This window comes from Roseomonas genomospecies 6 (genome assembly GCF_008365375.1).
Classification (GTDB): Bacteria; Pseudomonadota; Alphaproteobacteria; order Azospirillales; family Azospirillaceae; genus Azospirillum.
This window is the reverse complement of sequence record NZ_QOKW01000022.1, coordinates 24,537-37,292: the sequence shown is the minus strand read 5'-3', so window position 1 is coordinate 37,292 and position 12,756 is coordinate 24,537. Positions and strand designations below refer to the sequence as shown.

Sequence of the window (12,756 nt, the reverse complement as noted above, 5' to 3'; positions counted from 1 at the left end):
TACGCAGCTTTGATTACCGTCCCCCGACCATGCCGGACGTGGCGTCGATGCACATGGGCGTGCGCGTGGCTCCCATCCGCGCCTCAAACCGCACACGGATGGCGTGCCATTCTTCGCCCGCCAGACGCTCGACCTTGGCGTTTTCGAGATCGTAGGTCCATGGGTCGGCCGACGGCTGCGCCGCAGCGGCACGCAGGACGTCCATGACCCTGGTCTCGTCGGCGTCCTCGACGAATACGAGATCGATGTCCTTGGTTGGCCGGGCGATGTCAAGCAAGAGCGCGCCCATCAGAAGGCCGCCCTTGAGGACCACATCCTCGGCATGCTGGGAGGTCCCGATGCGCGCGAGAAGCCGGTCCTTGGCGTGACGGATCAGCGCCGTGTTCATATCGTGGCCGTTCGACGCGGACCACTTCTTGATGCCCTGAAACGTGTCCCTGACGTGCTTGTCGAGAATTGGCCCCATGGTGTCCTCCCTACATTTTTAGAGCGCCGCCGCCGGGGCCGCCGTTGCGGGCCAGTTCAGCCCATTCATTGATTTTTGCGAGGTCCTGACCGCGCAACAGACGCTCGGCCATGTCCTGCAGCTCGTCGAGATCGTGGCCGTCGCGGACGTATTGGCCAAAGGCCGCCACCCCCAGGTCGCCGCCGGCGATGCTGTCGTGGCGGACCAGATCGACCACGGTCCGGGCGCGGCCCGTGATGCGGAATTGGCCGTACGGATTGCCGGTCATAGGGTCGGCCACATCGACCGTTTCGACGCCGATCGTGAACAGATCATCGTCGCGCCACCGGACGACACGGAGTTCAACGCTTCCGATGCTCTGAGGTGGGCGGGACATCGCGTGTGGAACGCCCACCCAGATCTGTGTCGGCACCTGGTCAATCAGGTCCCAGTGCGCGCCGGCGGTGAGCAGGCAGACCACCGCATCAGGCACGGCGGCCGCCAGTTCGGCACGCTCATCGCCGATGGCATCAGCCGAGCGATAGACGCCGTCGGCCACGCGCTCGATCAGCCCATCCGCGACGGCGCGGGCTACCGCCTGCCGGTGGATGCCGGACGCGCGCAGGTCCGCGGCGGTCAGCAGCGGCTTCGCCGAGATCAGAGCTTCCAGGGTGGATTTCTGGGACATCGTTTGGCCTTGTGACGCTGTGCACACGGATCGGGAAAAGTGTGTGCACAGCGTCACATTAAGGGCCACGGGCGTAACCGCAAAGGCGGCGGGACATTATTTTATCAACGTCAGTAGATCGTGCCGTCGATGCGGGCAGGAGCAGCCGAAGTGCCGGCCGGGCTGGAGGTCTGGCTGACCTCCGGCAGACCCGCCGGGACGAGTTTGTGGTCCTCGACAGCGTTCTGCGACACCCGCGCTTGGAGTTCCTGGACCATCTGGTCGTGTGCGCGATCGAGCATCCGCTCCTGGCGGTCCTTTTCGAGCGCAGCGATCTGCGCCGGATCCACCAGGGCACCAGCACCAGCGGTCGAGGAAATAAAGGCAACGGAGGCGGCAAGCGCCAGGGAGGCAAAGGTGGCTTTCATGTCGAAGGTCCTTCTGCTGATGGTGGAAATCACGGGTTGATGGTGCCGTTCGGGGCCGACTGGAGCGCTGACAGGTTCACGTCGATCCGCGCACCGGCGCGGTCGAAGAGCTCCTCCTGGGCCGACGCCGGGCCCGGGTCGTCCAGCATTGTCGCTATGGCGTCCTGTTTCTCGATGACGACCGACGCGGTCAGGATGGCGATGATAATGAGCGCGTTCATGATGGTTTCCTTTCGGGAAGAGGCGGGTGATGGGATGGAATCAGTCCTTCTTGGCGCGGTCCGGGACGACCCACACATCGTGGGGCTCAGGGATGATCCAGCCCGTGATCGGTTCGCGCTTATGGATCGGAAATTCGTCTGAAGCCTCGCCGAGCAGCGCGCGCTCGATAGCGAACAGTCGCTGGTTGGCGATGGCGAGCTGTGCTTGGGCCACCGCGGCACCCTCGCGGGTCGCCGACATCTGTTCTTCGAGCTGCTCGACTTTGCTCTGCAGGCAGGCGTAGCTGCAGGGGGCGGCGCCTGCCTGCTCGGCCTCGTCGCGCGTGTCGTAGATCGCGTAGGCTGGGGTCGCGGCGGCCGACAGCATCAGGACGGCCAGAAAAACGGTCTTGGTCATGGTGTTGGATCCTCTCGTGTGTTGGTGATTGGGTGGATCAGGCGGCGCGCTTGCGCTGGATGCGCTGGACGTGCGCGCGGCGGAGGGTGTCCTTGTGCTTGCGGCCGTCGGCTTCGAGCGCCGTCAGGCTCTTCCAGGCGCGCGCCACGGCCGCGGCCATCGGCTTGCGCCGGGTCACCAGCGCTTCGGCGAGGTCGCCGATCTCGACGACGCCGGAGGGCATCGGCACGCACCACACCGCGTCGCCAGCGAAGACCACGATGTTCTCCATCCAGACGTCCGAATGGTGCGCCTTGAGCGCCCGGATATGCCCCCAGTTCTGCTGGAGCGGATTGTCCAGGCGGTGCTCCTGGTTGCCGTAGCGAACGACCCAGTAGGGCGCGTGCGGGTCGGCGGCGATGATCTCGCCGGAATACGTTTTGGTTTCGATCACGGCCAGGAAGCCACCGAGACAAACGACGTGATCGATCTGGCTCGTGCCGCCGTTGTGGGGCACGTAGAGGTCGGACAGGATCGGCAGGCCGAGGCGCGCGACGGCCTGGTGCACGCGGTCCTCGCCGGCGGCGCCGATGCGCTCCGCCCGGGATGGGGACGATGCCTTCCGGCTGAACAGCGCCACCGCGATGATGAGCAGCGCCACAGCGAGAAATACGAGGTCGAACATGGTGCCCTCCGTTGCGGGAGGGCCTTCTGGCCGTCAGGACCAGCTTCTGCTGGCCGCGTGGGAAATCAGAAATCAGAGATCAGTGGATAGCCTGGGCAACCTGGATGTCGGGGATCGGCGGCGGGGTCGGCTTGTCGCGCAGGGCGGCAACCAAGACCTTCCGGCCGAACGCGATTTTTTTGTCACGCTCTGCGATCTCCGCGACCTCGATGCCGAGACGCCTGCTGGCGTAGGACCAGTTGCGCTCAAGGCGAGCTTGGTACTGCTTAAGCAGATCGTCCTCGGCCCACCGAAACCATCTCGCGCCGGCTTGCAGCCAGGACGCCTCGGGGCTGTTCTTGCCATGGCGGGCTTCGAGGATTTTCTTGTTGGCCACGATCTGGTCGGCGGCCATGCGGGCGGCCAGCACTGGCTCAGTGATGACCGCGAGGTAGTCGTCGAAACTCGCGAACTTGTCGCCGTGCCATTTCCAGTTGTGCTGCCAGCAGCCGATGTCGATGTTGGTCTTCTTCTGAGCGAGGATCTCCCGGGCCTTGGCTTTGGCCTTCTCCGGGTTGCCGGAGAAGTCCCAGCTGTTGATGCCACCCTTTTTGTTCATGCCGGCGGTGACCACGGCCGGCGCCGGACCGAAGCGGCCATCAGGTCCGATGCGGCCGGTTTCGTTCAACGACAACCCCCACAGCAACCCCGGCGGCAGACCCTTTTCCTTTTCCACTTGCTTCGCGGCCTCGATGCAGGCCTCACCGGATGCCTGGGGAGGAGTGGCCTCCTCGGCGGCCAGGGCCGAGAAGGAAATGGTCAGGCACGCCGCGGCGGCCAACGTAGTACAAAATTTGCGCATTATATTATCACCCAAGTCGTTATGCGCAGCGTTCTGCCGCGTCGGCGTTTCCTCTCGATCTACACATGCGCACGCACAATTAACCACGGATGCCGGAAAGCAGAAAACTTTTCGGCATCCCGTATTAATCGCGGAAAAACACTGAAGATGTAGTTTTTGCTTACGGTACAATACCGTATCCTGGGAGTATCAAAGGACCACGGGCCCTGTCAGGGAGAGCCGACATGCGGATCACTCACGGGATGATCGATCACGTCGCAGATCTCGAAACGCTGATGGCGGCAGCCGTCCTGGGCTATCGCGGTGTCGATCTGCCCGAGGCGGTGGTGATCCCCTACGGCGTTCCAGAGAGGCTAAGGGGCTGTTGGCGCGACGCCTTCGAAACCGGGTTCGTGGACAAAATCCTGGCCAGCGTGCCGCCTGAGTTCATCTCCTCCGACGACGATTGACCGCGCCGGGACAGCGGCGCGAGGGCGCCCCGGATCACCGCCCCGCCTCACCTCCGGCTCACTGAGAATACCGACGTCACAACGCCATCGGCGGCCTACGGGCCGCCGATGGCGTTTGGGCGTGCCCGCGCCCTGTCCGCGAACGGGTTGACCGGATGAGGCCTGGATCAGTGAGCGTCAGCGGATTTCCCGAGCGGTCGGTTGTCGGAAAACCTGGGGCTGAGGGCGTTCGGACGAACGGGAGCACCGGCAACGAGTGCGCTTCGCCAATTACCCGACCCAACTGGAATGAAGGTCGGGTAATTACCCGACCGGCCAAAACCCAGCAAACTCAAGGCTTTTGCGGCATTTCGCCCGGCGGCCAGACCTAATTACCCGACCGCTCGGGTATAAACTCGGGTAATTAAAATCCTAGGCTAATCAAAGCTTTAAGCTTCATCAACACCTAATTACCCGAGATTCTAAGAAAAGGGTATACCATGTAGGAACAAATTTCCCCGGCGGAGACGATGGAGAGCGTGGAACCTGGGGGTGGCAGGGGCCTATAACCCATCGACCCATTCCGGAGAATTTTTCTCCGTATAGGGGCACACCTTTTTTTTGAAAACTCGGGTAAATAGGGTTGGTTGTGGCGAAAGACGCCGGCCTTGCTAGGTTCTTTCAATGCCGGAATTTACCCGAGCAGGTCGGGTAATTAGGAGTACAACCAAGCCGAGAGCCGCAAAACTCCAGATGCCACGGGGCTTTTTGTGGATTCTGGTGCCTCGGAAATCACCCGAGTGGGGTGTCGGGTAATTACCCGAGCGCTCGGGTAATTAGGGGGTTGGCTCGGGTGATTGCTGCCTGTCATGATCGCTGAAACGACGAAGGGGGCCTAAAAGGCCCCCTTTGCTTCACTTCCGGTCATCAGCGTCCGGTGGAATTCCGAATGGTCGCCAGCGTTCGATCCGCGCACGCACATGAGCGCGGTGGCGGTAGAACTCATCGTCCAAGAAAGCGTCGTCCACCGGCATCCACACCCCGCTGATGGCGCCTATCTTGCCGTAGCTGAGCGGGATGTAGCTCGTTGGTCTCGACACAGGTTCCGCGAGGACCTCGCGCATCCGACGTTCGATCTCTGTGGTAGGCGGGGTGTCCTTTTCAGCCGCCGCCGCGCGCTGGAGAGAGATGTCCAGCGGCTGCTTGGATTTCCGGTGTTGGAGGATGGCGCGGAACACCGCGCGATCCAGCTTGGAGCCGAACTCATTCTGCATCGTAGGCGCGATCAGCGGGAGGTCGTCCTCCGTGAGGCGTGTCTTGAGACACTCGGAGCTGGCCGTCGTGGTGTCGCTCACCTCGTAGTTCACCGACAGCAGCGAACGTGAGGGCTTCGAGGTGGTGGGCGTCCTCTCTGGCGGAGGAGGAGGGCTCGCCGGCTTGTCAGCCGACGCCCCTGCCGTCACACTCCCCTCGTCGTCATTGTCATCGTACCGGATGCGTCCGTCGAGCAGGCTTGGCGCCATGATCAGCCCTCCTCGTTCTCGTTCTGAGGCGCTCCTGCATCCTCGGTCGTCCACATCTTCTCGACCTCTTCGATGGCCGACATGCGGATATTCACCATGCTCGTCTGGCCGCTCTTGTAAGGCGCGATCTTCTTGGTGAAGCCGGTTTCATCCGCGTTGATCCAGCCGCGCTCCTTCCACTCGGTCAGAATTTGGTCAGGGCGATAACCCAAACGGTCCAGGGTTTCGTTGAGCTGCGGCTTGAAAATGTGCAGGTGAGGTTCAGCCTTGCGACCGCGCTGTTTGACCTCGGTTCCTTCGGAGGTCATTGCGGGCTTCGGCCAAGACCCATAGAACGCATTCGGCTCGCGCGTTTCGTCGTGGCGCCCCCAGAAGAGGCCTTCATTCTGAAGCGCCCAGTCACGAACGTCCATCAGAGCTTGGGCGCCACCAACCGCATCCCGGCCAGACGCGATGATCTCCTTCCAGATTTCCTCGGGAAACTCGGCGTCCTTCCACAAGCCAAACGGCAGCAGGTGGTTGTCTTCATCCTCGTCCTCCTCGACGCGGATCGCATGGGCGATCTTGGCCGTCAGCACGAGGAGGGCGACATGCTTCGACAGCCGCTCAAGACTGTCGTTGTCCTTGTGTTGGGAGGACGCCCTTTTGCGAAGATCCTGGGCGATCTGGTCGCGTTCCGCCATGAGCCAATCGGCAAACTCGATCCGCTCGTCTTCTGGTTTCTCTTGCTCCGCGGCATCATGCTGGTCCTTGAGCTTGAGGAGTCCCACGACGAAGTCGGGACCGGTCCAGCCGAAGTTTTTGCGGCAAAGCTTTCCCGCCTCTTCGACGTCGGCAGCGGTCTCTTTTGTCTTCTGCCTCCCCCAGGGATAGCTGATGGAGATCGTACGACTCCGTGCACCGCCGTCGGTGCGTGGCACGAAGGTCAGGATGCTGCTCTCGCCTGTGGAAATGGTTATCACGCGGGCATCCGCCGTCTCGCGAAGGCCTCCGCTAGACGTGGCTTTCTGGTCGCCCTCTCCCATGTATAGGATCTGACGTGCCTTTTCGCTGCCGTGCTGCTCGTTCAGCTTTTTCGACTCGTCGAGCCACATCGGAAGGCCCCTGAAGTTCGACGCGAGATTTTTGATGCCAGGCTGCGACATGCCCCAACTGCGCATGAGGCCAGTGTTGTACGAGCCAGAACCAGCACTCTTGCCGTCGGGACGGCCCCAGAAGGACATAACAGCGCACACGCCTTCGGTTTTTCCTGACTGTTGGCGTCCATGGACATCGATGGTGACGACCTGGCAGCCAGTCATCATCTCCATCACCACCGGGGAGAGAGCGGCATAGATCAGGACCCGCATCTTCGGGTAGTTTTTGATCCGCCGCAGCATAGTCTTCACCTCGCGCCGGCTGCCGCTCCGAACGAATTGCTTGACGATCTGCTCGGCGCCTTTGTCCGGACCATCGCTGGTCATGCGCGGGCGGAAGCAAATGCCTTCACGCGGATCGGTGATAAGGCTGCGCTGCATACCGGAGGCGGTCAGCACAACCGACGGCCCCCACAAGAATTTGTCGCGGGCCTCAACCCATCCGATGGCCGACACCGCGGTCGTGGTCTGAAGCCGATGCAGGTTAAAGTACAGCACTTCCGAGATGTACTTGGCCACTTGGTTCCTGTTCATCGAATGCACCGGCACGCTCTTCTTGGCGAGCTGCTCAACGACCTTTGCCCCCTGGAGGTCGGCGGTTTCCGCCTCGATGGTGTCCCAGGTGCGATCGGCACGACGGACTGCGACGGAGAGAAGGTCGCCGCGGCTGCCCTCTTGCTGAATCCGACGCATGGGGGCGATCACGGCAGGGCAGATCAACCTCGGAGAGCCGGTGCCGTCGTCTTCCCAGATGCCCATTTGGTTGACGCGGTACCCAGGAACGCGGGACAGCGTCGAGAGTTCGACCGGTTTTTCGTCGATGCCCTCGATGAGTTCCGGGAGCGCGGCGTCAGCGTCGGCCTGGACGCCGATGGAATTCAGTTCGGCCGCACGCTTTTCGTTTGCGACCGACTCCTCGACGCGCTGGATGGACCTTTTCCATTGACGCATGGAGACGCCCTGCTGGCGCATCCCGGCTTCGAGGCGCGCGTATTGCGCTTCCTTGGTCTCATCATTCTTGAGCGCCACAGCGAAACGCAGGGCGGCATCGAGAAACGGTGTGCCCTTGTCCTGCGCGGTGAGTTCAAGCAGCGTCCGGACGCTCAGATTGTCCGGGAGTTCGGCTTCGCATTCGGGAGCTGGGTCGGACTCCACTGCATCTGGAACCGTCATCAGGCTGGTCGAGGGGTGAGTCTTGACCAGAGCCGCCTCGACGTCAACGACCACTGCCTCTTCTATGATTTCGGCCGGGACGCCGGCCACCACACTGCCAGCCATGTTCCCCTCCCCGGCCGTCTTCATCTCCGTCACATGCGCGCGGTCCAGCCATTCCTTGGCCGTGATCGCGGTCTCCAGATGCTGCTGGAAGCGATCGATGCTCCAGGGTTGGTCGTACGGCGGTGCGAACTCCGGTTTGGGGAACAGGGCGTCAGAGATGTCCCATTTCTTCGGGGCGTCGGCAGGCGGGGGCAGGACGAGGATTTCGACCGCACCGGCTTCACGGCAGCGCTCGATCAGATCGACGGTGGCCGCATCGCCCGACTTGTCGGCATCCGGCCAGATCACCGCAGCACAGCCTTCGAGGAGCGAGAAGTCAGTGTGGTGCGAGGCTCCGGCACCACCCACCCAGGTTATCGCCACGCTCGGAGAGCCATTGGCGGTCAGCTGGTCCATGAACTCCTTGGCGTCCTCAACGTTCTTTTCGCCCTCCAAGAGGTATGCGGTGGCGACAACGCCGGCGTCAGCCGCGGAGGCCTTCGCCGCCACGATGGCAGGCGCGTTGAACAGAGGCACCTTCCTGTCCGGAAACGCGTGGCTGAAGCCCTGGAAGCACCAGCCGTTTTGCTTCGAACCGTCAGGCATCTTGACGCCGGTCAGATGCATGACCTGCGGCGTGGACTTCTTCTTTTTCTCGCCCGGCTTCGCATACTTTGGTGTGCGCACGACGTAGCCAAAGAGTTCGCCCTCCGGCGTCCGATACTCATGGAGCCGGTCGATAGGCAACGAGCATTCCGGAGTTTCCTCGTTGGCAGGATTGAGGATGGTTCGAGTGCGCGCCTGTGCACCATCCCGAATGCCCCTCATGGGACCCGTCGGCGCCGGAATAGCCGGAGTGCCGCGCAGGCCGCTGGCGGCCACCTTCGGCATCTCGCTGGCGCGCTTCTCGATGACCGCCTTGCGCTGCTTGACCGGGATGCCTGAGGCACGCTGACGAAGGTAAGCAATGGCGTCGGCGGCGTCTTCGGCCTGGCCGCTCAGGACCAGAAAATCGATGACGGAACCTCCGTCATGCGCTTTGCAGCCAGCGGCTTGGCACTTGTACCGGTGTTGGTTGTCCTTACCGAGGAACAGGGTGAAGCTGGGATCACGGTCATCATGATAGGGGCAGAGCCCCTTCCAGCCAGAGCCGCTTTTTGTCAGCTTGATGCCGGCCGCCTCCACCTCGTCTTTCAGCGGGTACAGAGCTTTAAGTTCGTCAATGTCAATCAGTCTCGGCGCAATATCTCTGGGCATGATAATCCCCCAAGGAATTTTTTAATCCCTGAGGCCGACCACCCACAAAACCGCTGCTAACGCGTTACCGACCGTTGATTTCCGACGGAAACCAGAGTACATTCTGGTTGCGACACCGAGGCTCGTTTGGTTTTTCGTCTGTTCCGGTTGGTTTAGCGCCAGCTTGCAGATCGAGGGCAAAACGGGCCTCGAACCTTTTCTGGCTAGGCTTATTCGGCCGCGGCCAGCACCTCCCGGATCTCCTGCAGCGAACCCTGCTTCATCCGCTGCATCACCTTCCTGCCTGCGAGCCGGCTCTTCCGCTCGGCCAGGAACTTCTCCAGAAGCTTGCGCTTTAGCAAAATCACGGCCCCCTGCGGCATGTCCACGCGGACACCCATCTCCGGCATCGCATCAACCCAACGCCACACAGTGGACACCGCCACGTTTTCGCGTGTGGCAACCTCTTTGATGAGCAAATGGTCCGGATCGCGCCAGACCAGAACTTCGCACTCTTTTGTCATGGCACTCTCCAGGATGGCTGTCACTGCATGGTGCTTTGCGTTACGTCGATCATATATCGGCGCGAATGGCCGACGGCAACCTCAATTTCTAAAATCTTCGTCAGTTCTCAAGAAAAACATTTAACGGTTATTACCGATTACTAATCGTTTAGCTGCGCTTTAGCTGAACGATGTTGGCCGGCGCCAAATCACCGAGCGGATCGTCCTCCATCAGCCGCCACTGCAGCCGACCGATGCGCTCGCGCAACTCTGACATCCACTCGATTTCTTCGGGTGCGCCGTCGCTCAGTCGCATGACTGCGTGGATTTCCGCCTGCATGACGCCGATTTCGTTGCGGATCTCGTCGCGCAGGTGCGCCACACCGACGACGTCGATCATCATTTCCATCACGGTGATCACTGAGTTGTCGGCCATGGCTGTCCTCCCTCGTTGCCTATTCATATGCGCGCAGTGAAGGTCGCTGGCCCGCCCGTCCGCCCGCCCGCCGCTCGATGTCGCGCGCATATGGTAGGTGAGCCGCCAAGAAACCGGTCGATCACCGACCGGGACGGTCCCGCCGAAGGAATCCAGACGTGATTTTTGCGCCGAACGCCCGCTTGAAGCTTTTCGCTGCGCGCCTGGAGGGGGGCGAGCTGACGCCCGTCCAGGCCGACCGGTCGGAAATGACCGACGATATTCCGGTTCTCGGGGTGGACGTCACCCAAACCTTCGAGGAACTGAAACTCGAAACCGAAATTCCCGGCCAGTGTGTCGTCGAGATCGACGAGTTTATCACGCACCTCATGGCTCACCACCAGGGCATGCGCGCCCGTCCACCAGGCGCCCGTCTGTTCGCCCGAAACTGGGTTGTTCTGGCCTCGGCCGGACGCTCCGTCGGCGCAACCCACCTGGCGGCCGCTAAGGGATAGCTATTTCGGATTAAAGAATTAGAGTTCTGCGATCATTTATGTGTTGACACTTTGGATTTCGCCGATATATCACCGAGGGAAAATACAAAAAACCCTCTCAAAATTGGCGGATCGAAAAAATGGACCACAGCCTCTCCGCGTTTATCGCCGCTCAAAAATTCCTTACTGCCGCCGAGGAGCGCGATCTCATTACGCGCGCCCAGGCTGGCAGCAAGCGCGCGAGGGATCGCCTGGTGGAGTCCCACCTGCCGCTGGTCGCCGCCAACGCCGCTCGCGTTGCGCGCTGGTCCGGGCTTGATGATGAGGAGCTGCTCTCCATCGGCTCGGAGGAGGTTGTGAAGGCCGTGGACCGTTTCGATCTTTCTCGCAAGGCGCGCCTTTCCACTGCCGCCGGCCAGTCGGTCAACCGGGCGATGGTCGAGTATGTCCTCAAAAATCGCTCTATGATTTTCCATGGCGGCCGGAAAGGGCGCGCCGCTCAGCGGATGCTGACCAAATACAGCCACGAGCGCCTGGAGTGCGACCTCGACGCTGTCATCGCGGAAATCGCAGAGGCCCTTGAGCTGGATGGAGTGGATCAGCTGGCCCTGTACCGCTCGCGCTCGCGCGATATTTCGCTGGATGCGACGGTTGGTGAGGATGGCGACACCACGGTTGGTGAGCTGATGTCCAACGGCGAGGGCGAGGACGACGTCATCGAGATGGTCGAGAACAACCGCCGCCTCTCTTTGCTGGACCGCGCCCTGGCGTCCCTTTCGGAGGTCGAGCGGGAGATCTTCAAGGGCCGCACCCTCACCGAACCTGCGATCAGTATGAAGGCTCTGTCAGACCGCTTTCATATTAGCGCAGACATGGTGCGGGAGATCACCAACGTTGCGCAGCATAAGGTGACCGCCTTCGTGCTGTCCGGCGGCAAGGTTGCGCCGCAGATTGAGGCCGTCGTCAAGCCGGTCGAGACGGTGGCTGAAGAAGCCGTGGTCGTCGAGACCACCGTGGTCGCCGCTGAGACCGTTGAGGTTATCACCCCGGTCGCCGAAGCCACTCTGGCCACCCACGAGACCTCCGCCGCTCTGCGCAGGCTGGCCTTGGCCGACGAACTGTCCTTCGGCCCGGCCCGAGCGATGGTCACGCAGCACCTCGCAACGGTGTCCGGACGTCGGGCCCCTGCACCGCCCTCCACGCCGATCCTCGTGGTTCCGCGTCAGGTCGGCAGCGGTGTCGCCCGGGAAGTCGTACAGCATCTCACGCCGTCGAACACCGTCGTGCAGCGTCATATTTCGTACGACAAAAAGTCGGAAGCCGCTTCGACGACTGAACTGGTGGTTGGCGCGACCGCTTCGTATTCGCCCAGGATCGACGGCAAGGAACCGTATGGTGACGGTGGAAAACCGTACGATAAGGTTTCTTACCGTCAGACTGACGGTGAAGCACCTCGTGTCGAACCAGGCGCGGCCTCCAGGCCGGCGCAGGTGGCTGAGAAAACGTCGGCACTGTGTTTTCCCAGCGCGTCCACTTTCCGGCCGCCGGAAAGTGGACGGCCAGGGGTTGCCCCTGTTGGCCAGCGGCCCGCGGCACACCCCTTGGGGCACCTGCTCCAGGTTCGCCCCGGTGGGCACCTGCCTCCGGTCGTCCTCGACGGGCGTCCGCCCGCGGTTCACCTCGGTGGCGCCGCCACCCGTTCCCCGACGCGTCTGCGGACGACGGTGGTTTCTGATTCCGTTCCCCTGGGTGCCGCCGGCGGCGGGTTTAACGGTGGCGCAGCCACCCGCACGCCCGAGGTTCTTCCCTTCGTCCGCCCGGATGGCTCTGCCCTTGGTCAGCCGCTGGCGACGACGTCGGGCCAGCCCAGAGGCATCGTCCCCCGGCAGCCGCAGGCAAAGGCCAAGGGCGCTCCAACCCAGTTGGGGCTTGCCGGTGGTGGCGGCTCTCGTCCACCGACGGCGCTGCAGGCGACCGTACGAGCGTCGCTCGGTCTTTCCCGCTCGCCGCAGGGGCTGCGCCTGGCGGCGTGAGATGCATCAGGGCTCCCGGCGCCGCAGAGGCGCGGGTTGCCTGCCCTCCTCTTCACTTTCTCGGCTAT

14 protein-coding genes are annotated in these 12,756 nt (G+C 62.3%); 3 read left to right on the top strand and 11 right to left on the bottom strand.

Annotated features, from left to right (window positions below; genetic code table 11):
- Positions 1 to 13 precede the first annotated feature (13 nt).
- From DS843_RS22640 to DS843_RS22610, 7 genes are all read right to left on the bottom strand, one after another.
- Entirely contained in the window at positions 14 to 466 is a 453-nt protein-coding gene (locus tag DS843_RS22640; RefSeq protein ID WP_149471100.1) for a nucleotidyl transferase AbiEii/AbiGii toxin family protein, read from the bottom strand.
- A 10-nt stretch (positions 467 to 476) separates the two neighbouring features.
- The gene (locus DS843_RS22635) at positions 477 to 1,133 is read right to left on the bottom strand and encodes a type IV toxin-antitoxin system AbiEi family antitoxin domain-containing protein (RefSeq protein ID WP_149471099.1); all 657 of its coding nucleotides are present in this window, start codon (positions 1,131 to 1,133) and stop codon (positions 477 to 479) included.
- A 110-nt stretch (positions 1,134 to 1,243) separates the two neighbouring features.
- The gene (locus DS843_RS22630; RefSeq protein ID WP_149471098.1) at positions 1,244 to 1,540 is read right to left on the bottom strand and encodes a hypothetical protein; all 297 of its coding nucleotides are present in this window, start codon (positions 1,538 to 1,540) and stop codon (positions 1,244 to 1,246) included.
- A gap of 29 nt (positions 1,541 to 1,569) precedes the next feature.
- Entirely contained in the window at positions 1,570 to 1,761 is a 192-nt protein-coding gene (locus DS843_RS22625) for a hypothetical protein (RefSeq protein WP_149471097.1), read from the bottom strand.
- 40 nt (positions 1,762 to 1,801) lie between these two features.
- On the bottom strand, positions 1,802 to 2,158 hold the full coding sequence (locus DS843_RS22620) for a hypothetical protein (RefSeq protein ID WP_149471096.1): 357 nt from the start codon (positions 2,156 to 2,158) through the stop codon (positions 1,802 to 1,804).
- A gap of 37 nt (positions 2,159 to 2,195) precedes the next feature.
- Entirely contained in the window at positions 2,196 to 2,822 is a 627-nt protein-coding gene (locus DS843_RS22615) for a nuclease-related domain-containing protein (RefSeq protein ID WP_149471095.1), read from the bottom strand.
- 79 nt (positions 2,823 to 2,901) lie between these two features.
- Positions 2,902 to 3,642 carry a hypothetical protein gene (locus DS843_RS22610; RefSeq protein ID WP_149471094.1) on the bottom strand — a complete coding sequence of 247 codons (741 nt, stop codon included), beginning with the start codon at positions 3,640 to 3,642 and terminating at the stop codon, positions 2,902 to 2,904.
- 245 nt (positions 3,643 to 3,887) lie between these two features.
- Between DS843_RS22610 and DS843_RS22605 the strand changes: the two genes are divergently transcribed.
- The gene (locus DS843_RS22605) at positions 3,888 to 4,112 is read left to right on the top strand and encodes a hypothetical protein (protein WP_149471093.1); all 225 of its coding nucleotides are present in this window, start codon (positions 3,888 to 3,890) and stop codon (positions 4,110 to 4,112) included.
- Positions 4,113 to 5,005: 893 nt separating this feature from the next.
- Here DS843_RS22605 and DS843_RS22600 read toward each other — a convergent pair.
- From DS843_RS22600 to DS843_RS22585, 4 genes are all read right to left on the bottom strand, one after another.
- A complete protein-coding gene (locus DS843_RS22600) occupies positions 5,006 to 5,614 on the bottom strand; it encodes a hypothetical protein (protein WP_149471092.1) in 609 nt (202 codons plus the stop codon).
- A gap of 2 nt (positions 5,615 to 5,616) precedes the next feature.
- On the bottom strand, positions 5,617 to 9,264 hold the full coding sequence (locus DS843_RS22595) for a DUF927 domain-containing protein (protein ID WP_149471091.1): 3,648 nt from the start codon (positions 9,262 to 9,264) through the stop codon (positions 5,617 to 5,619).
- Between the two features lie 209 nt (positions 9,265 to 9,473).
- Positions 9,474 to 9,767, bottom strand: a complete 294-nt coding sequence (locus tag DS843_RS22590; protein WP_149471090.1) for a hypothetical protein — start codon at positions 9,765 to 9,767, stop codon at positions 9,474 to 9,476.
- Between the two features lie 148 nt (positions 9,768 to 9,915).
- On the bottom strand, positions 9,916 to 10,182 hold the full coding sequence (locus DS843_RS22585) for a hypothetical protein (RefSeq protein WP_149471089.1): 267 nt from the start codon (positions 10,180 to 10,182) through the stop codon (positions 9,916 to 9,918).
- 158 nt (positions 10,183 to 10,340) lie between these two features.
- On the opposite strand from DS843_RS22585, the gene DS843_RS22580 reads away from it, so the two are divergent.
- Entirely contained in the window at positions 10,341 to 10,676 is a 336-nt protein-coding gene (locus DS843_RS22580; protein ID WP_149471088.1) for a hypothetical protein, read from the top strand.
- Positions 10,677 to 10,795: 119 nt separating this feature from the next.
- Entirely contained in the window at positions 10,796 to 12,688 is a 1,893-nt protein-coding gene (locus tag DS843_RS22575) for a sigma-70 family RNA polymerase sigma factor (RefSeq protein WP_149471087.1), read from the top strand.
- Positions 12,689 to 12,756: the final 68 nt, after the last annotated feature.